This is a genomic window from Caulobacter sp. GW822-FHT01G02 (assembly GCF_058802865.1).
The window spans coordinates 274,184-293,442 of the sequence record NZ_JBXAON010000007.1 but is presented as its reverse complement, the minus strand read 5'-3'; the positions used below and the strand labels follow the sequence as shown (position 1 = coordinate 293,442).

At 67.8% G+C, this 19,259-nt stretch carries 20 protein-coding genes, 2 pseudogenes and 1 riboswitch; of the genes and pseudogenes, 6 read left to right on the top strand and 16 right to left on the bottom strand.

Going from position 1 to position 19,259, the window contains the following annotated elements:
* Window positions 1-12: 12 nt before the first annotated feature.
* Window positions 13-1,194 (bottom strand): divergent polysaccharide deacetylase family protein, encoded by a 1,182-nt coding sequence (locus tag AC1RNC_RS21035; RefSeq protein WP_492888204.1) that lies wholly within the window; start codon window positions 1,192-1,194, stop codon window positions 13-15.
* Between the two features lie 291 nt (window positions 1,195-1,485).
* Window positions 1,486-1,600, top strand: a riboswitch (glycine riboswitch).
* A 283-nt stretch (window positions 1,601-1,883) separates the two neighbouring features.
* Here AC1RNC_RS21035 and AC1RNC_RS21030 point away from each other — a divergent pair.
* The gene (locus AC1RNC_RS21030; RefSeq protein ID WP_492888203.1) at window positions 1,884-4,274 is read left to right on the top strand and encodes a TonB-dependent receptor; all 2,391 of its coding nucleotides are present in this window, start codon (window positions 1,884-1,886) and stop codon (window positions 4,272-4,274) included.
* Window positions 4,275-4,331: 57 nt separating this feature from the next.
* Window positions 4,332-5,552, top strand: a complete 1,221-nt coding sequence (locus AC1RNC_RS21025; protein WP_492888202.1) for a dipeptidase — start codon at window positions 4,332-4,334, stop codon at window positions 5,550-5,552.
* A gap of 66 nt (window positions 5,553-5,618) precedes the next feature.
* Here the strand turns inward: AC1RNC_RS21025 and AC1RNC_RS21020 are convergent, their stop codons facing one another.
* From AC1RNC_RS21020 to rlmH, 3 genes are all read right to left on the bottom strand, one after another.
* The gene (locus AC1RNC_RS21020; protein WP_492888201.1) at window positions 5,619-7,010 is read right to left on the bottom strand and encodes a S41 family peptidase; all 1,392 of its coding nucleotides are present in this window, start codon (window positions 7,008-7,010) and stop codon (window positions 5,619-5,621) included.
* A 114-nt stretch (window positions 7,011-7,124) separates the two neighbouring features.
* Window positions 7,125-8,195, bottom strand: a complete 1,071-nt coding sequence (locus tag AC1RNC_RS21015) for a murein hydrolase activator EnvC family protein (protein WP_492888200.1) — start codon at window positions 8,193-8,195, stop codon at window positions 7,125-7,127.
* A 16-nt stretch (window positions 8,196-8,211) separates the two neighbouring features.
* Entirely contained in the window at window positions 8,212-8,676 is a 465-nt protein-coding gene (gene rlmH, locus AC1RNC_RS21010) for a 23S rRNA (pseudouridine(1915)-N(3))-methyltransferase RlmH (protein WP_492888199.1), read from the bottom strand.
* A 17-nt stretch (window positions 8,677-8,693) separates the two neighbouring features.
* On the opposite strand from rlmH, the pseudogene AC1RNC_RS21005 reads away from it, so the two are divergent.
* Window positions 8,694-8,784, top strand: a pseudogene (locus AC1RNC_RS21005) (hypothetical protein); the annotation flags it as partial.
* A 6-nt stretch (window positions 8,785-8,790) separates the two neighbouring features.
* On the opposite strand, the gene rsfS reads toward AC1RNC_RS21005, so the two are convergent.
* From rsfS to AC1RNC_RS20975, 6 genes are all read right to left on the bottom strand, one after another.
* A complete protein-coding gene (gene rsfS / locus AC1RNC_RS21000) occupies window positions 8,791-9,222 on the bottom strand; it encodes a ribosome silencing factor (protein WP_492837582.1) in 432 nt (143 codons plus the stop codon).
* Between the two features lie 133 nt (window positions 9,223-9,355).
* Window positions 9,356-10,006, bottom strand: a complete 651-nt coding sequence (locus AC1RNC_RS20995) for a nicotinate-nucleotide adenylyltransferase (protein WP_492888198.1) — start codon at window positions 10,004-10,006, stop codon at window positions 9,356-9,358.
* Window positions 9,972-11,246 carry a glutamate-5-semialdehyde dehydrogenase gene (locus AC1RNC_RS20990; RefSeq protein WP_492888197.1) on the bottom strand — a complete coding sequence of 425 codons (1,275 nt, stop codon included), beginning with the start codon at window positions 11,244-11,246 and terminating at the stop codon, window positions 9,972-9,974. The genes AC1RNC_RS20995 and AC1RNC_RS20990 overlap by 35 nt, the downstream gene beginning before the upstream one ends.
* A 126-nt stretch (window positions 11,247-11,372) precedes the next feature.
* Window positions 11,373-12,155: a hypothetical protein gene (locus AC1RNC_RS20985; RefSeq protein ID WP_492888196.1), complete on the bottom strand. Its 783-nt coding sequence runs from the start codon at window positions 12,153-12,155 to the stop codon at window positions 11,373-11,375.
* Between the two features lie 87 nt (window positions 12,156-12,242).
* Window positions 12,243-13,082 (bottom strand): aldo/keto reductase, encoded by an 840-nt coding sequence (locus AC1RNC_RS20980; protein WP_492888195.1) that lies wholly within the window; start codon window positions 13,080-13,082, stop codon window positions 12,243-12,245.
* Window positions 13,083-13,200: 118 nt separating this feature from the next.
* Window positions 13,201-13,560: an MmcQ/YjbR family DNA-binding protein gene (locus AC1RNC_RS20975; protein ID WP_492888194.1), complete on the bottom strand. Its 360-nt coding sequence runs from the start codon at window positions 13,558-13,560 to the stop codon at window positions 13,201-13,203.
* A gap of 34 nt (window positions 13,561-13,594) precedes the next feature.
* On the opposite strand from AC1RNC_RS20975, the gene AC1RNC_RS20970 reads away from it, so the two are divergent.
* Complete coding sequence (locus AC1RNC_RS20970) at window positions 13,595-14,455, top strand: NAD-dependent epimerase/dehydratase family protein (protein ID WP_492888193.1); 861 nt, start codon at window positions 13,595-13,597, stop codon at window positions 14,453-14,455.
* On the opposite strand, the gene AC1RNC_RS20965 is transcribed toward AC1RNC_RS20970, so the two are convergent.
* From AC1RNC_RS20965 to AC1RNC_RS20950, 4 genes are all read right to left on the bottom strand, one after another.
* Complete coding sequence (locus AC1RNC_RS20965) at window positions 14,452-14,955, bottom strand: YkgJ family cysteine cluster protein (protein ID WP_492888192.1); 504 nt, start codon at window positions 14,953-14,955, stop codon at window positions 14,452-14,454. The two genes, AC1RNC_RS20970 and AC1RNC_RS20965, sit on opposite strands and share 4 nt — an antisense overlap.
* A gap of 77 nt (window positions 14,956-15,032) precedes the next feature.
* Complete coding sequence (locus AC1RNC_RS20960; RefSeq protein WP_492888191.1) at window positions 15,033-15,545, bottom strand: hypothetical protein; 513 nt, start codon at window positions 15,543-15,545, stop codon at window positions 15,033-15,035.
* Window positions 15,546-15,562: 17 nt separating this feature from the next.
* Window positions 15,563-15,916: a VOC family protein gene (locus tag AC1RNC_RS20955; RefSeq protein ID WP_492888190.1), complete on the bottom strand. Its 354-nt coding sequence runs from the start codon at window positions 15,914-15,916 to the stop codon at window positions 15,563-15,565.
* Window positions 15,917-15,962: 46 nt separating this feature from the next.
* Window positions 15,963-16,622: a class I SAM-dependent methyltransferase gene (locus AC1RNC_RS20950; RefSeq protein ID WP_492888189.1), complete on the bottom strand. Its 660-nt coding sequence runs from the start codon at window positions 16,620-16,622 to the stop codon at window positions 15,963-15,965.
* A gap of 14 nt (window positions 16,623-16,636) precedes the next feature.
* Between AC1RNC_RS20950 and AC1RNC_RS20945 the strand changes: the two are divergent.
* Window positions 16,637-16,770: pseudogene (locus AC1RNC_RS20945) on the top strand (hypothetical protein); the annotation flags it as partial.
* On the opposite strand, the gene AC1RNC_RS20940 reads toward AC1RNC_RS20945, so the two are convergent.
* Window positions 16,756-17,700 carry a fatty acid desaturase family protein gene (locus AC1RNC_RS20940; protein ID WP_492888188.1) on the bottom strand — a complete coding sequence of 315 codons (945 nt, stop codon included), beginning with the start codon at window positions 17,698-17,700 and terminating at the stop codon, window positions 16,756-16,758. The pseudogene AC1RNC_RS20945 and the gene AC1RNC_RS20940 overlap by 15 nt on opposite strands.
* A gap of 66 nt (window positions 17,701-17,766) precedes the next feature.
* Between AC1RNC_RS20940 and AC1RNC_RS20935 the strand changes: the two genes are divergently transcribed.
* Window positions 17,767-18,129, top strand: coding sequence for a lysozyme inhibitor LprI family protein (locus AC1RNC_RS20935; RefSeq protein WP_492888187.1), 363 nt, complete (start codon window positions 17,767-17,769; stop codon window positions 18,127-18,129).
* A 117-nt stretch (window positions 18,130-18,246) separates the two neighbouring features.
* On the opposite strand, the gene ubiA is transcribed toward AC1RNC_RS20935, so the two are convergent.
* Window positions 18,247-19,197, bottom strand: a complete 951-nt coding sequence (gene ubiA / locus AC1RNC_RS20930) for a 4-hydroxybenzoate octaprenyltransferase (RefSeq protein WP_492888186.1) — start codon at window positions 19,195-19,197, stop codon at window positions 18,247-18,249.
* Window positions 19,198-19,259: the final 62 nt, after the last annotated feature.

Below are 19,259 nucleotides of genomic sequence, written 5' to 3'. Positions count from 1 at the left end.
TTTCCACGAGTTCTAGCGGTGCGCCAGGGCTGACGCCGGGGCCAGCTGCATGCCGCGCGCCTGCAGGCCGGCGGCCCAGATACGCACCTGGTTGATCGTCACCGGATAGGCGAAGCCCGAGCCCAGCGCCTGTCCGCGACCGGCGGCGCCGGTCTCCAGGGCCTTGAGCTGGGTGTCGATGGCGCCGGCCGAGAGCTCGTCGTCGATCACGCGGTCGGCCGAGGCGCGCGGGATCGGGCCGGCGCGGCGGGCGGCCAGGCCGTCGTCGACGAAGGCCAGGCCCCGCGACTTGAGCACGCCGTTGAAGGTGGCCATCGCCTGGTCGTTGTCGACGAAGCGGGCGCCCAGATAGTTCGACAGGCCGAAATAGCCGGTGGCGCGCGACATCAGCCATTCCAGCTTGCGCACGGTGTCTTCGGGCCTGTTGGCGGCGATCAGGGTGTAGGGACCCGGATCGTTGGCCGGATAGTCGGCCGGCTCCATCGGGGTCTCGAGCAGCACCTCGTGGCCATGGGCGCGGGCCAGGTCGATCCAGCCCTGCAGGCCCTCGGCATAGGGCGCGAAGGACAGGGTGATCTCGCCCGGCAAGGTCTCGATCGCCGCGCGGGTGGTCTGGGCGTTGAGGCCGAGCCCTCCGATGACCATCGACACCTTGGGGCGGCCGTTGGGCGTGAAGGGGCGAGCATAGGCCTCGGCCGCGGTGCGGCCGTCGGCGCCGATGATCGGCAGAGGGCCGCCGCCGGGGCCCGGCGCGGTCAGGCCGGCGATCGGGGCCTGGGCCAGGCCCGGGCCCTGCTGGATCGGCGGCAGGTTCTGCAGGCCCTCGGCGGCCGGCGCCTTGCCCTCTTCGGGCTTCACCGGGGCGAAGGGATTGGCCGACAGGTCCAACTGGCCGGGCGCCAGTTCGGCCCCGTGCGGATCCTCGCCGCCCAAGCCCTCGCGCCAGCCCTCCGGCGCGTTCTTGGTGGCGCCGATCTTGGTCAGCTCCAGGCGAATCACCGGCGAGCCGGCGTGCGGGTCGCTGGTGATCAGAACCAGCGTCGCCAGCGAGGCCAGGAACAGGCAGGCCGCGCCGCTGGCGCCGATGAAGGGATTGCTGACCGCGGCCATCAGCTTGGCGCGCAGGTCACCGGACCCGCCCGGAGCGGGCGCGGCGGCGGCATAGGCGGGCTTACGCGAAAAGGATACGGCCATGACCTCTTAAGGCTAGCGGGCAAGCTTCGAATATATGGTTAACGAGGTATGGCCGTATGGCGTTCTGATGACCTTCTGGCCGCGGCGCGGCGACGCGGGCGCCGCTGAAATTGGCGTTTTCTGCAATCGCCGCAGGCGTTGAACGCTGAGTGCGGTTGCGGGCGGTCTGATCGGTTGACGGGCGCGGCCCCGGCTCCTTCCCTGGAGTCCTCTCGCGGGAGAGATCGGGCCCCGGCCCGGCGCTGAAGGCGAAACCGCCCCGGAAACGCTCAAGCAGAAGGACCGCGCGAGATGTTGAACGCTGGAAAGCAGGGCGCGTAACGCCCTCGCCGAAGGAGCAAGGCGACCGCCCGTCCATCGGAGACGGGGCGCTGAATCTCTCAGGCCCAAGGACAGCGGGGGTGCGAAGGCGAGCCGTCCCGGCCCGCTCAGACCCACGCGTGCGCCAATGCAGATCTAGGCATTTCCATATCGATATAGCGAAACGTAATGAACGCGATCGTCGTGTGCGACTTTCGTGAGATATCTGTTAGGTATATAAAATGAATATATTCGAAGTGTTCATAAATCGAACATGGATGCGTAACGTTTCCACTTTGTGATTATGTGGATGCGATCCGAGAAATTCTTAGTTTACCTGCGATGAGGCGTTGATGACGTTGCCCTGGTCAAAATGATCGGGGATAGTCATGACCACTCGCATACCTGCACACGCCGCCGTTCGTCTTAGGGCGCTGCTGCTCGCCGCCTCGGTTCTGGGAAGCGCCACGCCGGTCCTGGCCCAGGAAGCCGACAAGGCGGCCGAACTGGAAACCGTCGTGGTGACCGGCAAGCGCCTGTCGGAAGCCAGCGTCGCCATCGGCACCGACCACGCCACGGCCACCGTTTCGATCACCCGCGAGGCTCTGTTGTCCGCGCCGGCGGGGATCACCGGCCTGAAGATGCTGGAGAGCCTGCCGGGCTTCAACGTCCAGGCCAACGACGCCCTGGGCATGTACGAGTTCGGCAACTCGGTCTCGGTGCGGGCCTTCAACTTCCAGCAGATCGGCTTCCTGCTGGACGGCATCCCGATGGGCCGCAGCGACCAGTTCGGCGGCAGCCCGATCTATCGCTATGTCGACAACGAGAACCTGCTGCGGGTGACCGCCTCGGCCGGGGCCGGCGACGTCGCCCTGCCCAGCTATGCCTCGCTGGGACCCATCGTCGACTACTTCACCCAGGCCCCGTCGGAGGAGATGGGCGGCGCGATCAGCCAGACCTTCGGCAGCGACGACCTGCGCCGCACCTTCCTGCGCCTGGAGTCGGGCAAGGTGGGTCCGCTGTCGGGCTATGTCAGCGGTTCTTGGATCAAGGGCGACCTGTGGCGCGGCCCGGGCACGATCGATCGCAAGCACTATGAGGGCAAGCTGAAGTACGACCTGCCCAACGGCGGCGACATCAGCTTCCAGACCGTCCACAACGACTATTTCGACTATGACAGCCCGTCGATCACCAAGGCTCAGTACGCCGGGACGGCGGGCGACGTGTTCGGCCGCCAGGGGCGCTATTTCGCCTATCTGGGCGCGGTGCCGACCTCGGTCCCGTTCGGTACGCCGCTGTCGATCCCGACGGGCAGCCTGCCGGAAGCCGTGGCGGGGGTGCCGTACTCCAACGCCAACTACGCCCAGTACTACAAGTTCGCGGTCAACAAGCGGAAGGACCACCTGTACGGCCTGACGCTGAACACGCCGATCACCGACAACTTCGACCTGACCACCACGGCCTATTACGAGGACAAGGGCGGCTACGGCGTCTCGCCCGAGGCCTATTCGACCTCTAAGTCCAGCTATGACGCCGAGGTCGGCAAGGTGGCCGGCATCGTCGCCCCGCGCGGCATCCAGTACGGCCTCTCCGGCATCGACGGCATCCGCAAGGGCGTCACCGCCAAGGTCGCCTGGCGCCTCGGCTTCAACAAGATCGAGGCCGGCCTCTGGCTGGAGAACGACGACTATCACCGCACCCAGAACCGCTACAACGTCGAGAACGGCAATCCCGACGGCAAGCCGCTGTTCAACGAGCGGGTCCACGCCCAGCGCGACTACAAGTCGCTGCGCGAGACCAAGCAGTTCTTCGTCAAGGACACCGTCACCCTGCTGGACGCCAAGCTGAAGCTGGAGCTGGGCTTCAAGGCCACCGACATCGACTACAAGATCGCCGGCTATCGCAATCCGTTGGACTACATCAACGGCCGACACCCGATCCTGAAGGACAACTGGAAGGACAGCTTCCTGCCCCAGGTCGGCGCGGTCTACAGCGTGACCGGCCGCGACCAGATCTTCGCCTCGTACTCCGAGAACATGGCCCTGCCGCGCGGCGCCGACGACATCTTCTCGGCCGCCAGCCCGACCGTCGCCGGCCCCGATCCCGAGACCTCGACCAACTGGGAGCTGGGCTACCGCGCCAACCACAAGACGTTCAACGCCTCGATCGTGGCCTACCAGACCGAGTTCAAGAACCGCCTGCAGGCCTTCGCCTCGCTGGTGCCCGGCGGCGGCGGCACGACCGAGACCTTCTACCAGAACGTCGGGGCGGTGAAGGCCAAGGGCGTCGAGTTCAGCGGCCAGTGGAAGCCGGAGATCTTCGCCGGCAAGGCCTATTTCAACGCCAACGTCTCGTACAACGACGCCAAGTTCCAGGATGACGTCCTGAACTACCGCGCCAGCACCACGGCCGCGCCGGTCACCCTGGCCGTCGCCGGCAAGAAGGTGCCGGACTTCCCCGACTGGGTGTTCCAGGGCGGCGTGACGCTGGAGCCGTTCGATGGCCTGCTGATGAACGTCTCGGCCCGCCACCTGGAGAGCCGCTTCACCAACTTCGTCAACAGCGAGAAGGTCGGCGGCTACACCATCGTCAACGCCTATATCGATATCGGCGACGGCTTCGCGGCCGGGCCGTTCAGCCAGGTCAAGGCGCGGGTCAACATCGATAACCTGTTCGACAAGGACTATCTGGGCACGATCAACACCACGGTTAACACGCCGGCCAGCTTCCGTCCGGCCCCGCCGCGCACGATCCAGTTCACGATCTCCGCCGACTTCTAGTCCCCGCCCTCCGGTCGGCCTCTGCAAAGGCCGGCCGGACCCTTTTCGAGCGTACTCATGACCCGTTTCCTCCTCGCCACGACCGCCGCCCTGGCCCTGGTCGCCGGCGCCGCGCCCATGACGGCCTGGGCCGCCGATCCGGCCGCCGCGCGCAAGCTGCACGAGGGCCTGCTGACCCTCGACACCCACCTGGACACCCCCGCCAATTTCGGCCGGCCGGGCTGGGACATTCTCGATCGCCATTCGGCCGACAAGGACGGCTCGCAGATCGACTATCCGCGCATGGTCGAGGGCGGGCTGGACGGCGGCTTCTTCGCCATCTTCACCAACCAGGGGCCACGCACGCCCGAGGCCACGCGCGCCGCCCGCGACGCGGCGATCATCCGCGGCGTCGAGATCCACGAAATGGTCGCCAAGCACGGCGACAAGTTCGCCCTGGCCCTGAAGGCCGACGACGCCGAGCGCATCGCCGCCCAGGGCAAGCGCGTGGTCTTCGTCAGCGTCGAGAACAGCTATCCGATGGATGGCGACGTCACCCTGCTGTCGACCTTCTACGCGCTGGGCGTGCGGATCTCGGGCCTGGCCCACTTCAAGAACAACGACATGGCCGACAGCTCGACGGACACGCCCGAGTGGCATGGCCTGTCGCCGCTGGGCAAACAGTTCGTCGCCGAGGCCAACCGCCTGGGCGTGGTGCTGGACGGCTCGCACTCGTCCGACGAGGTGCTGGACCAGCTGATCACCCTGTCCAAGACGCCGGTGATCCTGACCCACTCGGGCTGCAAGGCGGTGTTCAACCATCCGCGCAATGTCGACGACGCCCGCATCAAGGCCCTGGCGGCCAGCGGCGGCGTCATCCAGGTCGACGCCTATTCCAGCTATCTGATCGAGACGCCCAAGAACGCCGAGCGCGACGCGGCCATGGCGGCGCTGCGGGCCAAGGCGGGCGCGCGGGCCAAGATGACCGAGGCCGAACGCGCGGGCTTCATGGCCGAGATGAAGGCGATCGACGCCAAGTACCCCGTTCCGAAGGCGACCTTCGAGGACTTCATGAACCACCTGAACCACGCGCTGAAGGTGGCCGGCGTCGACCACGTCGGGATCGGCATCGACTTCGACGGCGGCGGCGGGGTGACCGGTCTGAACGACGCCTCGGACTACTGGAAGATCAGCGAGCGCCTGCTGGCCGAGGGCTACACCCGCGACGACTTGGCCAAGATCTGGGGCGGCAACGTCCTGCGCCTGCTGCGCGCGGCCGAGGCGGCCAAGGCGGCTTAAGGTCGAACGAAAAGCGCCGCCCCGGTTGCCCGGAGCGGCGCTGATCGGATCGAGGCAGGCGAAGCCCTATTTGTTCTCGCTGACCGGCTTGCCGCTCGCCGCGGCGGCCGCCTTGGCGGTGACCTCGGCGACCTTGGCCGCCGGCTTGGGCAGCTTCGGCGTATTGGCGACGCCGCCGGCGTTCAGCACGGCGATGGCGCGCTGCAGCTGGAAGTCGCCCTTCTTGTCGTCGAAGGCGGTCGGCGGGGCTTCGGCCGGGGTGTGGACGCCCACGCGGCTCTTGCCCTCGTCGGCGTTCAGCGCGTTCTTGAAGCTGGCCTCGCTGAACCAGACGCGGTTGGCGATGTCCTGGGCCTGGTCACGGGTCTGGGCGACCTCGAGGTCCGGGGCGATGCCGGTCTTCTGGATCGAGCGGCCCGACGGCGTGAAGTACTTGGCCGTGGTCAGCTTCAGGGCGCCGTCGGCCCCGCCGCGCAGCGGGATCACCGTCTGCACCGAACCCTTGCCGAAGCTGGTCAGGCCGACCAGTTCAGCGCGGTGACGGTCCTGCAGGGCGCCGGCGACGATCTCAGCGGCCGAGGCCGAGCCCTGATTGATCAGCACGACCATCTTCATGCCGTTCAGCAGGTCGCCCGGGCGGGCGTTGTAGCGCTGGATGTTGCGCGGATCGCGGCCGCGCTGGCTGACCACCTCGCCGCCGTCCAGGAACACGTCGGCCACGCCGACCGCCTGGTCCAGCAGGCCGCCCGGATTGTTCCGGAGATCGAGGATCAGGCCCTTCATCTTCGGGTTCTTGGCCTTCAGATCATTGATCGAGGCGACCAGGGCGTCGGTGGCCTTCTCGTTGAAACCGGGCAGGCGGACGTAGCCATAGTCGCCTTCCATGCGGGCGATGGCGGCCTTGGGTTTGATCACCTCGCGGACCAGCTTGACGTCGAACGGATCGGTCTTGTCGCGGGCGATGGTCAGGGTGACCGCCTCGCCGGGCTGGCCGCGCATCTGCTTGACCGCCTCGTTGACGGTCAGGCCCAGCACGCTCTGGCCGTTGACGGCGGTGATGTAGTCACCGGCCTGGACGCCGGCGCGGGAGGCCGGAGTGCCGTCCATCGGCGAGATCACCTTCACGACGCCGTCCTCGCTGGTCACTTCCAGGCCGAGACCGCCGTATTCGCCGCGGGTGGTGTCCTGCATGTCCTCGTAGGCGTCGGGCGCCAGATAGCCCGAGTGCGGGTCGAGGCTGGTCAGCATGCCGTCCAGGGCCGCTTCGATCAGCTTCTTGTCGTCGACCTCGGTGACGTACTGGTCCTCGACCGTGCCCAGCACGTCGCCGAACAGCTCAAGCATCTTGTAGGTCTTGGTCTTAGGCGCGTTGTTGGCCTGGGCGATGGGACTGACATACGCCATGGCCCCCGCGCCGAGGACGAAGGCGGAAACGCCGATGAGCAGGTACTTGCGCATTAAGGCCCGGAAGGCTCCCTACGCGACGCGCGGCGTCGCAACCGAATTTAGCCCCACCCAACCACTGTCAGAGGCCGGAGGTATAATTACGGCCACCATTACTGAAAAAGCCGTCTACCGCGACTCCTGTTTGAGCCAACGCTCCGGATCGGCCGGCGCGCCGTTCTCCCGAACCTCTAGATAGAGTTCCGGCTCGGAAGATACATGATCCGGCATCTTCCCAATGGGGGCGCCGACCGCGACAGATTGTCCGGGTGAGGCCGTTATCTGGTCGAGGCCCGCCACGACCACGTGATAGGCGCCCTGGGCGCGAAGGATCAGCACCGCGCCCCAGCCGCTCAGCGCGCCGGCATATTCGACGGTTCCGGCGACGGGAGCGGTGACGGTCAGGCCCTTCTCCGTGCGCACGGTCAGGCCGGGCGACTTGCCGCCGGCCGGCATGTCCTGGCCGAAACGGCGGACGATCTCGCCGGCGGCGGGACGTCGCAGCACCAGCGGCCCGGTGGCCTCGACCCTACCCCCTCCTGGTGCGTATAGGCCGTCGGTCAGGGCGCCCAGGGTGCGCAGCTCATTCTGCTGGGTCAGGGCTTCCTGGGCATAGGCCCGCTCCAGCTGGGTCTTCTCGATGATCAGCCGCTCGATCTCGCCCTTGCGGTCGGCGACCGCGCTCTCGGCGGTGAACAGTTCGGCCGAGGCGGCGGCGGCCTCGCGGCGCAGGGTCCCGACCGCCACGGCCTGGCGGCCGTAGGCCTCGGCGCGCTTCTGCAACTCGGGCGTCATGGCCCGGATCAGGATCGCGGCCCGCACCGCATCGCGCGCATCGTTCGGCGTCACCAGCAGCGCCGGCGGCGGATCGCGGCGGAACAGCTGCAGGGCCGACAGCAGCAGCGACAGCCGCTGCCGGTTGGCGCCCAGGTCGGCCAGGATGGCGTTCTCGCGGGCGTTCAAGGCTTCCAGCCGGGCCCGCTTGGCGTCGACGTCGCCGCCGGCGGCGATGCGGGCGTGGTCCAGGCGGTCCAGCTCGGCGCGCAGATCCTCGATCTCGCGACGGGTGTCGATGGCGGTCTGGCGATCCCTGGCCCGCTGGTCCTCGACGATGCGGTCAGCGCGCTGCCAGCCGACCACGGCCGTCGGGACGGCGAGGACCAGGGCGCAAACGGCGATGACGAGTCGCGAGCGGGGCATCGCCCAACCTTTAGCCCTAGTCGCGGTGATAGGGCGAGCCCGACAGGATGGTGGCGGCGCGATAGACCTGCTCGGCCAGCATGGCCCGGGCCAGGGCGTGCGGCCAGGTCTGGGGGCCGAAGGCCATGGTCTCGTGGGCGGCGGCCAGGATCGAGGGATCCAGGCCGTCGGCCCCGCCGATCAGGAACACTACCCGCCGCGTCCCGTCGTCGCGCAGGCGGGCCAGGTGGTCGGCGAAGGCGCGGCTGGGCCGGACCTTGCCGTGCTCGTCGCAGGCGATGACGTGCGCGCCCTCCAGGTGCGGGCGCAGCACCTCGGCCTCGGCCGCCTTGCCGGGCTTGCGGGCCTCGACCTCGAGGATCTCGACCGGCCCCAGGGCCAGGGCGCGGCCGGACGCCGTGGCGCGGGACGCATAGTCCACGGCCAGTTGCGCCTCGACCATGCGGCCGAGCTTTCCGACGGTGAGGATGGTGATCTTCATCGGGGGAGTGCGTTGAGATCCCCGCCCTTCGACAGGCTCAGGGCGAGGATCTCAAGAACGCGCATCAATAGACCTCACCCTGAGCTTGTCGAAGGGCGAGGTCGCCTGGCGCTATCAGTTCGCCGCGGTGCGGTGCGGTGCGTCGACCGCCCAGATCTTCTCGATGTTGTAGAAGCTGCGCACTTCGGGACGGAACAGGTGGATGACGACGTCGCCGGCGTCGATCAGCACCCAGTCGCAATGCGGCAGGCCTTCGACCCGCGCCTTGCCGTAGCCGTTTTCCTTCAGCGCCCGCAGCAGGTGGTCGGCCAGCGCGCCGACGTGACGGTGCGAACGGCCCGACGCCACGATCAGGCTGTCGGCGACCGAGCTCTTGTCCGCCAAGTCGATGTGGACGATGTCCTGGGCCTTGTCGTCATCCAGACGTTCCAGGATCAGGCGCTCCAGCGCCTTGAGATCGAGGGGCAGACTCAGGCCCGGGGATTCAGTCGATGACTCGGCGCCGGCCAGGCCTTCGTGCGCACTAAGCGCGGGGTCGCTACGCAGCGGATTGCTCCTTATGGGTTCGCTGTGGATATCTTCCATAGCACGGAATTGAGCCGGAAGTGAGGGGGTGATGGCCGAACGCCGATTCGTCGGCGCCCCTGAGGCGTTCACGCAACGCCCGAAAGCTTGGCTTTCAGCCCTTTTGCCGTGACCGCATAGCCGTGGAGGAGGCGAAGTTCAGCGGTCCGGTCTGGTAGACCCAGGCCGGCGACTTGGCGTCGGGCAGTCTGGCGGCGGCGCTGGCGGGCCAGCGGGCGAAGGCGAAGCGGCGGGCGGCCGGCGAGGTGCGGGCCTTCAGCGCGATCCAGGGGCGGGAGATCACGGCGACCGGAACCTCGCGCATGATCTGGGTCCAGCCGCGCCAGCGATGGAAGGTGGCCAGGCTGTCGGCGCCCATGACCCAGACAAACTTCACGCCGGGATAGCGCGCCCGCAGCACCCGCAGGGTGTCGATGGTGTACCGCGAACCCAGGCGCGTCTCGGCGTCCGAGACGATCATGCCCGAGCCGCGCGCCCAGCGGCGGGCATTGGCCATTCGCTCGGCCACGGGGCGGGTCTCGTGCGAGGACTTGAGCGGGTTCTGTGGCGACACCAGCCAGATGACGCGGTCCAGCTCCAGGCGGCGCATGGCGGTCTCGGCCACGTGGGCGTGGCCCTCGTGCGCCGGGTTGAAGCTGCCGCCGAACAGGCCGACGCGCATGCCCGGTTCCAGGTGGAAGCCAAGACGCTGAGCGTTGGGCCGGCCGGCCTCAGGGACGAGTCTGGCCGGTCCCGCGAACCACATATTTGAACGTCGTCAGTTGCTCGGCCCCAACCGGGCCGCGGGCATGAAGCTTGTCGGTGGCGATGCCGATCTCGGCCCCGAAGCCGAACTCGCCGCCGTCGGCGAACTGGGTCGAGGCGTTGACCAGCACGATGGCGCTGTCGACCTCGGCCACGAAGGCGTCGGCGGCGCCGGCGTCCTCGGTGACGATCGCGTCGGTGTGGCCCGAGCCATAGGCCGCGATGTGCCGGGCCGCGCCGGCCACGCCGTCGACCACGGCCACGGCCAGGATCGGGGCCAGATATTCGGTGGTCCAGTCCTCGACGGTGGCCTTCTTCATCGTGGGCTCGATGGCGCGCGCAGCCGTGTCACCCCGGAGTTCGCAGCCGGCCCGGATCAGGGCGTCGGCGATCGGCGGGAGAAGCTTTTCGGCGGCGGCCTTGTCGACCAGCAGGGTTTCGGCCGAGCCGCAGACCGACACCCGCCGCAGCTTGGCGTTGACGACGATGTCGACGGCCTTCTTCACGTCGGCGGCCGCGTGGACGAAGACGTGGTTGAGACCTTCCAGGTGGCCCAGGACCGGGGCGCGGGCCTCGGCCTGGACGCGGGCGACCAGGCTCTTGCCGCCGCGCGGAATGATCAGGTCGATGGCCTTGTCCAGGCCCGAGAGGAGGGCGCCGACGGCGGCGCGGTCGGGGGTCTTGACGATCTGGACGGCGGCGGCGGGAAGGCCAGCGGCCTTCAAACCGCGTTCTATCGAAGCGTGAAGCGCCAGGTTGGAGTGGATGCACTCCGACCCGCCGCGCAGGATCACCGCATTGCCCGAGCGCACGCACAGCGCCGCGGCGTCGGCGGTCACGTTCGGGCGGCTTTCATAGATCATGGCGATGACGCCGATCGGTGTGCGCACGCGGCTGATGTCCAGGCCGTTGGGCCGGGTCCAGCGCGCGGTGGCGACACCGACAGGATCGGGGATGGCGGCCACGGCCTCGACCCCGGCGGCGACGTCTTCCAGCCGCGCCTCGTCCAGGGCCAGGCGGTCCAGCATCGGGCCGGAGACGCCATTGGCCTCGGCGCGGCCCAGGTCCTTGGCGTTGGCGGTCAAAATGGCGACGGCGTCCTCGCGGATCGCGGCGGCCATGGCCTGGATGGCGGCGGTGCGCTGCTCTGGCGTGGCGAGGCGGAGCGCATGCGCGCCCTCGCGAGCCGTCCGGCCCATCCCCGCCATCGTCGCCTGCAAGCCGGCGCCCGCGTCGTCCATCGTCCCCGTCCTAATCCTGATGGCCCTGGTCAGTTATGCTCAGGTTGAGGCTTACCTAGGCGCTTTCAAGGCAGGATGAAACCGGCTTCGTCTGAAAACGGACGGAGTTTTGGTGGGGCGTAGACCTCACTCGGCTGATTGCATGAGTTCGGTTGAAGTTGTTAGTCTAACCCGGCTGGCGCGTAGCCTTGCACGAAGCTCGCGGTGGATCGGTTCGTCGGCCCCAAGGGAGGCCGGAAAGACGAGCCTCAATAGTGCTAGGGCTGCAGCCCCCGTCTCCAATGCCGTAAGCAGGGCGAACTTAAGCGCAGGGCCGTTTTCGTGCAGATATACGAGCAGGAACCGCTTCCCTTCTTCGTGCGATACTGACCTCGCATTAACACTGAGTCCGCGTTCGTTAGGGTGCGCACCGAAGTCGATAGCCTGTTGGTACAGTTCTCCGTATAGCGCCGCCAAATCGGGATCGTGCCGCGCAACGCTAGTACGGACAGAGGTTTGGCTGAACTTGTTCTCTTTGAATGCCTTCATGCCTCCATCATCGTGGCGGCGTAGCCACGCCTCCGTCAGTACCGGATCGTCATTCAGGTGTACCGCATAGGCTGCCGCCTCAAGAGAGGCTCGAACCATCGGAAACATGTCGCCCAATTGACCCGCGAGTGCATGCTCACAGGCCGCCCTGAAATTTGCATGGCTTCTGAAGCCGAGATGAGGCGTGACTACATTCGTTGGATCTCGCAATCCATCAAGTGGCACGAACTGCGAGTCGATGGATGCAAGATCTCGCATCACTAACTGGTAGTGAGCGAAAGTCGCCCAGCGGTGACGCGCCGCGTGTTCCATGTAAGCGGTAAGCGTGTCGTCGCCCCAACCAGGCGGACGCGATAGTGGCTCTTTGACAGGCTCATTCATCAGTTCGTCTCGCGACAATGTTCAATGCTACGTGCACTGGTGAGGGCCTCAGGGCGAGTCTAGGGTCGATATAGCGGTACCTAGATCCTACGCCGCGTCCCACGCGTAGGCCTTGTCCAGCCAGTCCCCCAGCCGCCCATCCGGTCGCGCCAGGGCGTGAATCCGGGTCATCTCGTCGTCGGACAGGTTGAAGTCGAGGATGTCGAAGTTCTCCTCGATCCGCGCCGGGTTCTTGGTGCGGGGGATGGCGATGATCCCCTGCTGGATGATCCAGCGCAGGGTGACCTGGCCGGGGGTCTTGCCGTGGGCGCGGCCGATCTCGACCAGCACCGGATCCTGGGCGACCTTGCCCTGGGCCAGCGGCGACCAGGCGGTGATCGAGACGCCCAAGGCGTCGGCCTTGGCCTTCAGGGTCTTGATCGACAGGTAGGGGTGATACTCGACCTGATCGTTGGCGATCGGGGCTTCCGACAGCTTCGCGGCTTCTTCCAGCAGAACCGATGGGAAGTTCGACAGGCCGATGGCGCGGGTCAGGCCCCGCGACTGGACCTCGTTCAGCGCCTTCAGGGTCTCGGCCAGCGGCACCTCGGGCTTGGGCCAGTGCAGCAGCAGCAGGTCGACATGGTCGACACCCAGCTTTTCCAGGCTTTTCTCGGCCGAGCGCTGCAGGTCGCCGTCGTGGAACTTGTCGATCCAGACCTTGGTGGTCAGGAAGATCTCGTCGCGCTTGACGCCGCTGGCCTTGAGGGCGGCGCCCACATCGCGTTCGTTGCCGTAGATCTGAGCGGTGTCGATATGGCGATAGCCGACCTCCAGGGCCTTCTCGACCAGGGGGACGGCCGTACCGTTCTCCAGCTGCCAGGTGCCAAAGCCGAGGGCGGGCATCAGGACGTCGCCCGAGCGGATGGCGGGAACGAGCTTGGACATGGAGAACTCCTGGGAAGACGTCAGGCGGATATAGGCTCTGGCTTGGCCAGCGCCACCTTGGTGCGAACGCGCGAGAGGGCGATGAAGACCACGGCGAAGGCCCGCGCGGCCCTGATCCTCAAGGCAGGGTCTCCGTCGGATGGGTTTCGTCCCAGGCCTTCAGCACCTTCTTCGGCGCGGTGGCTCGCCACTGCCGGGTGACCAGCCGCTCGACCGTGCCCGGATGGGCATGGGGCAGGCGGACCAGGACGTAGGGGTAGTTCCTGAAGTGATCGGTGACATGGAAGACGTCCGGCTCGGCCTCGATCAGCATCTCGCGTTCATCGGACGGCACGGCGGGGCAGACCAGGCTCTCGCCGTCCTCGAACAGGCGGGTCAGGAACTTGCCGTGCGCCTTCAGGCAAGGCCGGCCATAGGCGGTCCCGTCCTCGACCCCGGGCAATTTGAGCGCGAACGCTCTGACGTCGTCGTAGGTCATGGGCTCTCTTCCCCAGCACGACTATATGTGGGGAATGGACGCTGAGAACACCCTGAAGACGCCGGTCCTGGTGCTGGGCGCGACCAGCCTGATCGGCGGTCACCTGCTGGCGCGGCTGAAGGCCGAGGACCTGGATCCGACGGCGTTCAGCCGGCGCCCGCCGACCGAGGAGACCTGCTGGATCGGTGGTGACCTGAAGGACGCCGATCTGGACGAGCGGCTGCCGGTGGCGGCGACGGTGTTCGCGCTGTCGCCGATCTGGCTGCTGCCGACGGCGCTGCCGGCGCTGAAGGCGCGCGGCATGGAGCGGCTGATCGCCTTCTCCTCGACCAGCCGCTTCACCAAGGTCGACTCGCCGGACGAGGGCGAGCGGGCGGTGGCGCGGACATTGGCGGAGGCCGAGGCGGCGGTCGAAACCTGGTGCGCCGGGCACGGCGTCGCCTGGACCATCCTGCGGCCGACCCTGATCTATGACGAGGGCCACGACGAGAACGTCAGCCGCATCGCCCGCCTGATCCGCCGCTTCCATGTCATGCCGCTATCAGGCGACGGCGCGGGCCTGCGCCAGCCGGTCCATGCCGAGGACCTGGCGGCTGGAGCGCTGGCCGCCGCCCACGCGCCTGCGACGATGAACCGGGCCTATGACCTGGTGGGCGGCGAGACCGTGACCTACCGCCTGATGGTCGACCGGATCTTCGAGGGCCTGGGCAAGACTCCGCGCAGCCTGCCGATGCCGACCTGGCTGTTTGGACTGATCATGCGGCTGGCCAAGCCGTTCTACCCGGGCGCGACCGTGGCCATGGGCGCGCGGATGGGCCAGGACCTGACCTTCGACAGCTCGGCGGCGATGCGGGATTTCGGGTGGAGCCCGAGAAAGTTCCACCCGCGCTTCTAGTCCGCGTCGGCCAGCACCATGGCGAACGGCGTCAGGCCGCCGTCGCGTTCGACATAGCCGCTGACCAGCTTGCGGTCGGGCGGCAGGACCCCCAGGTCGATCTCTTCCGTCGGGAACACCACGATGCGGCGGTCGCCGATGCAGACCACCAGCTCGTAACCGTCCAGGGCCCGGCGGGACATGTTCTTGATGTAGGAATAGTACGGCTCGCGCTTCCAGCTGGCGGGCTTGCCGGCGTCCACGACGACGTTCAGGCGCTTGCCGTCGCGGTCGGCGTACATCACGAAGCCGGCCTTGTCGGGCCGCCAGGCGTCGCCCAGCCTTTCGGGCGTGATCCACAGGCACATGAAGCTCCGGCACGCCTGGGGCCGCAGTTCATAGTGGCCGCAGCCGCCGCCCTTCCTGAAGTGCGAGCACCAGACGCCGTCGGCCTTGTTCAGGGCCTCGATGGCCAGAACCTTGCAGCACAGGCCGCAGTCGCCGCAGCTCTTGTCGCCCATCCGTCCCTGCCCGAAGTGAGCTTGATCGTCAGGAGGCGGACGGTAGCGATGCCGTGTGACGGTTTGATGGGGCGGCGCTACGCGGGACAGCTCGTCCGGGTCAGCTCGTAGCGGGCGAACGGCGCTTCCTTGGCCCCGCTCTGGGCGACGATGGTCCAGGTCAGCCGGTCGCCGTCGCGCCGCCAGCGGTTGACGTAGCTGGCGTCCGGATAGGCGTAGGCGATGTCGAACCCGCCCGGCTGGGCCGCGCCCTGGCCGACGGCGGTGAAGTCGCCCCCGAAGCTGTCGGACCAGAAGCCGGACACGCCGGCGGGCTCACCGCCCTTCAGCGCCGCGCCCCGACCGCCAAACACCAGGTGGGCGGCGTAGCGATCCTTGGGATCGGCCTTGGCGCGACTGTCGGCGTCCACCGTCAGCATGGTTCCGAGCGCGACGGGCTTGGCGGCGAGGGTGATCTCGACCGCCTTGCCCATGACCTCGCCCGCGCCGCGCCAGCAGCCTTGCAGCGCGCCGACCTCGGCCGGCACGGGCGCCGGCGGCGGATCGTCCGCCCAGGCGGTTCCGGCCGTCGCCAACAGCAAGATGCTCACGCTCGCCAGATGCATATCTACTCGACCCCCGTCGCGCTCCACACGCCCAGTTCATTGCCGGATGGATCGGTGAAGTGGAAGCGGCGTCCGCCAGGGAAGCTGAAGATCGGGGCGGTGACAACGCCGCCGGCCTTCGTCACCTTGCCCAGCATGGCTTCAAGGTCGTGGGCGTAGAGGATCACCAGCGGACGGTCGGTCGCGCCCTCCTGCGGCTTGGCGAAGCCGCCATCGGCGCCCTGGCCCTCGAAGGCGACATAGTCGGGGCCGTAGTCGACGAAGCTCCAGCCGAAGGCGGCCGAATAGAAGCCCTTGGTCGCCGGCAGGTCGCCGCCCGGCCACTCGATATAGTCGATCTTGCCGTCCTCACGCATGGGTGCTCTCCCGAAAACGATGTTCTCTAAATGTTCTAGTTCGCCGCTAGGGCAGAGTCCAGACGCTCGTGCGCTTCACGGCGAAGTCCTCGAGCTCGCGGGTGGTCTCGACCTGATACTCGGCCAGCTTCACCAGGTCGTCCCTGCGGAAATAGGTGCGGCCCGGATCGCCGATGAACACCGTCGCGCCGGCGGCCCGGCCTTGCCGCAGCCAGTCCATCACAGCCTCGGCCATGGGCTTCTCGTAGCAGATGTCGCCGGCCAGCAGCACGTCGCAGGCCGGCGGCGGAGCATCGAGAAGATTCACATCGGTGAAGGCCACCGCGACCCCGTTGGCCTCGGCGTTCAGGCCGATGGCGGCCTCGCAGAAGACGTCGATATCGGCGGCCAGCACGCTGGCCGCGCCGGCCTTCATCGCCGCGATGGCGACGATGCCCGAGCCGGTGGCGAAGTCGATCACGCGCTTGCCGGCGACGGTCTCGGGGTTGTCGAGGATAAAGCGCGCCAGGGCCTGGCCGCCCGCCCAGGCGAAGGCCCAGAAGGGGGGCGGCAGGCCGATCTCTTCCAGCGCCTCCTCGGTCAGCTTCCAGATCGGCGTGATCTCGTCGGCCAGGTGAAGCGACAGTTCCGGCGCGTGTGGCGTCGGCTGGAAGCGGGTGTTGTCGCGGATGAAGGCCCGGCGGCCTTCCAGGGTCTGGACGATCATGGCGCGCTTAGAGCATCCAGGGCTTCGGCTGGGGAGCCGAAATCCTCGTCCTTCGACAGGCTCAGGATGAGGATTTCTACCGTGACGTTGAAGTCGTCCTCACCCTGAGCCTGTCGAAGGACGAGGGCGGGCCTCAGGCGGCGACCGGTTTGCTAGAGGCGGCCTTCAGCACGGTCAGGTAGCCCGGAGCGGTCAGCATGCCCGACGTCAGACCCTTCTTCTCCAGCAGCCGGTGCGCCATCGGCAGGTTCCAGCACGGGGTGTGCATGAACAGGTGGTGCTCGGCGTGGAAGTTGACGTGATAGGGCGCGATCAGGGCGCGCTCGATCCAGTTGGCGTGGGTGGTGCGGGCGTGGCGGAACGGGTCGGGCTCGTCCTTGGCCACCAGGGCGTGCTCGGCGATGTTGCGCAGGCGCGTGACCAGCGGGAACCAGGTCGCCATCGGCACGATCCACAGGGCGAACCAGGCCCACCAGAGGCCGAGCGTCGACAGCACGATCAGTATGCCGAGGTTCCACAGCAGGAACGGCTTCTGCCGGGCCACCTCGCCGGCGAAGATCGCGCCTTTCGGCTGATCCCCCTTCATTTTGCCCAGCAGCGGTCCGAACCGCTGCTTGAAGAAGGTCTGGCCGGTCAGGTCGCGGATGATCTTGCGGCGCAGGCTGGCCCGCGTGGTCGGGAAGGGCGCCGACAGGATCAGGTCCGGATCCTCGGCCTGCTGGGCGTATTTGTGATGGGTCAGGTGATAGGGGCGATAGCTGGCCAGGGACGCGCCGGTCGGGGCGGCGCACAGCCACTCGCCCAGCCAGTCGTTGACCTTGAGGTTCGGATGCAGCCCGCCGTGCGCGGCCTCGTGCATCAGGATGGCCAGGCCCAGCTGCCGCGCGCCGATCAGCATCACGGCCAGCACGTAGGTCAGCGGGTTGGGAAAGAAGACGAACAGCGCCCCGGCGGCGATGATCACCGCCCAGGCGTGGGCGACCATGAAGATCCCGCGCCAGGACGAGCGCGCGGAGATCCGCGTCCATTCGTCGGGCGTGAACAGATCCTGCGGTTTGACGCGGGGGGCGACGGCCATGGAACGATCATCGCACATTCAGCTTAGGCCTGACAGGATGACCCGACGTCACATTTGGAGCCACCCATGCGCCGACTGATCCCCGCTTTCGTTCTGACCGCTGTCTGCGCCGGTGTTTTCGCCATTGGCGCGACGCCCGCCGCCGCCGCCAGCTTCGATTGCCGCAAGGCCCGCACCGCGGACGAGAAGGCGATCTGCGCCAACCGCGATCTCAACGACCAGGACGTGCGGATGGACCAGCTTTACGGGATCACCCGCCATCTCGTGCCGATGGGCGGTCGCGGCGCGATCATGGACGACCAGCGCGCGTGGCTGGCGGCGCGCAAGACCTGCGGCGGCAACCGCGCCTGCCTGGCGCGCAGCTACGACAACCGCATTCGCCAGCTGAACACGGTGATGGAGCGGGTGTACCAGCAAGGGCCGTTCTGATCTGAACCCCTCCCCCTTGCGGGGAGGGGCGGGGGTGGGGGAGCCAGCGTTTCGGGCCGGCCGATACGGAGCCGGCGCCCCCATCCCCAACCCCTTCCCGCGAGTGGGAAGGGGCTCTTAGAACCGCACGCCCGGCTTCCACAGTCCGGCCACCAGCCCCGCGAACACGATCAGTCCCGCCACGGCGTTGGACTTGAACAGCTTCAGCGCGCCTTGGCCGTCGTCGATGCGGACGGCGGCCGCCTGGCGCGACAGGTGCAGGGCGAAGAAGGCGGCCAAGGGCAGGAACAGCGGCCCGATGTTTCCGACCCAGCCGGCCGCGACCACGCAGACGAAGCTCGCCAGGTAGAAGCCCGCCACGCCAATCTGGACGTGGTCGCCCAGGCGTCGGGTCGAGGACTTGATGCCGGCCAGGGCGTCGTCCTCGATGTCCTGGATCGCGTAGATCGTGTCGTAGCCCAGGGTCCAGAAGACGCCCGAGGCGTAGAGCAGGGCGGCCGACCAGGACAGGTGGTGGGTGGCGGCGGCGTAGCCCAGCAGGGCGCCCCAGTTGAAGGTCAGGCCCAGCCAGGCCTGCGGCCACCAGGTGATCCGCTTCATGAACGGATAGCCCGCCACCAGACCCAGCGACAGTACGCCCAGCCCGATCGCCACCCAGCCCAGGGTCAGCAGGATCATCAGGCTGACCAGGCTGCAGCCGATCAGGAACAGCCAGGCCTGCTTGACGGTGATCAGCCCGGCCGGGATTGGGCGCATGGCGGTGCGGGCCACCTGGGCGTCGAAATCGCGGTCGACGATGTCGTTGAACGCGCAGCCGGCCGCCCGCATCAGCGCCGCGCCGATGAACACCGCGAGAAGCAGCAGTGGATTGGGCCAGCGGCCCTGCTCGGCGGCCGCCAGGGCGATGCCTTGCCAGCCGGGCAGCATCAGCAGCCAGATTCCCGCCGGACGGTCGAACCGGCCCAGCTTCAGCCAGGGTCGCAGGCGCTCGGGCGCGTGGCGATCGACCCAGTTGGTGGCGACGGCGTCGGGGAGGATCCCCGTGGGGCTTTGGGCGGAGGCGGTCATGCGGCGAGGCTTACCGCGCAAACCGCGCGGAATCCCATAGGGAAGATCGATCTCGTCCAGAG

Coding starts and splice junctions, on each gene's coding strand:
- AC1RNC_RS21035 (WP_492888204.1), bottom strand. CDS start 1,194: ATGGCCGTATCCTTTTCGCGTAAGCCCGCCTATGCCGCCGCCGCGCCC.
- AC1RNC_RS21030 (WP_492888203.1), top strand. CDS start 1,884: ATGACCACTCGCATACCTGCACACGCCGCCGTTCGTCTTAGGGCGCTG.
- AC1RNC_RS21025 (WP_492888202.1), top strand. CDS start 4,332: ATGACCCGTTTCCTCCTCGCCACGACCGCCGCCCTGGCCCTGGTCGCC.
- AC1RNC_RS21020 (WP_492888201.1), bottom strand. CDS start 7,010: ATGCGCAAGTACCTGCTCATCGGCGTTTCCGCCTTCGTCCTCGGCGCG.
- AC1RNC_RS21015 (WP_492888200.1), bottom strand. CDS start 8,195: ATGCCCCGCTCGCGACTCGTCATCGCCGTTTGCGCCCTGGTCCTCGCC.
- rlmH (WP_492888199.1), bottom strand. CDS start 8,676: ATGAAGATCACCATCCTCACCGTCGGAAAGCTCGGCCGCATGGTCGAG.
- AC1RNC_RS20995 (WP_492888198.1), bottom strand. CDS start 10,006: ATGTGGTTCGCGGGACCGGCCAGACTCGTCCCTGAGGCCGGCCGGCCC.
- AC1RNC_RS20990 (WP_492888197.1), bottom strand. CDS start 11,246: ATGGACGACGCGGGCGCCGGCTTGCAGGCGACGATGGCGGGGATGGGC.
- AC1RNC_RS20985 (WP_492888196.1), bottom strand. CDS start 12,155: ATGAATGAGCCTGTCAAAGAGCCACTATCGCGTCCGCCTGGTTGGGGC.
- AC1RNC_RS20980 (WP_492888195.1), bottom strand. CDS start 13,082: ATGTCCAAGCTCGTTCCCGCCATCCGCTCGGGCGACGTCCTGATGCCC.
- AC1RNC_RS20975 (WP_492888194.1), bottom strand. CDS start 13,560: ATGACCTACGACGACGTCAGAGCGTTCGCGCTCAAATTGCCCGGGGTC.
- AC1RNC_RS20970 (WP_492888193.1), top strand. CDS start 13,595: ATGGACGCTGAGAACACCCTGAAGACGCCGGTCCTGGTGCTGGGCGCG.
- AC1RNC_RS20965 (WP_492888192.1), bottom strand. CDS start 14,955: ATGGGCGACAAGAGCTGCGGCGACTGCGGCCTGTGCTGCAAGGTTCTG.
- AC1RNC_RS20955 (WP_492888190.1), bottom strand. CDS start 15,916: ATGCGTGAGGACGGCAAGATCGACTATATCGAGTGGCCGGGCGGCGAC.
- AC1RNC_RS20950 (WP_492888189.1), bottom strand. CDS start 16,622: ATGATCGTCCAGACCCTGGAAGGCCGCCGGGCCTTCATCCGCGACAAC.
- AC1RNC_RS20940 (WP_492888188.1), bottom strand. CDS start 17,700: ATGGCCGTCGCCCCCCGCGTCAAACCGCAGGATCTGTTCACGCCCGAC.
- AC1RNC_RS20935 (WP_492888187.1), top strand. CDS start 17,767: ATGCGCCGACTGATCCCCGCTTTCGTTCTGACCGCTGTCTGCGCCGGT.
- ubiA (WP_492888186.1), bottom strand. CDS start 19,197: ATGACCGCCTCCGCCCAAAGCCCCACGGGGATCCTCCCCGACGCCGTC.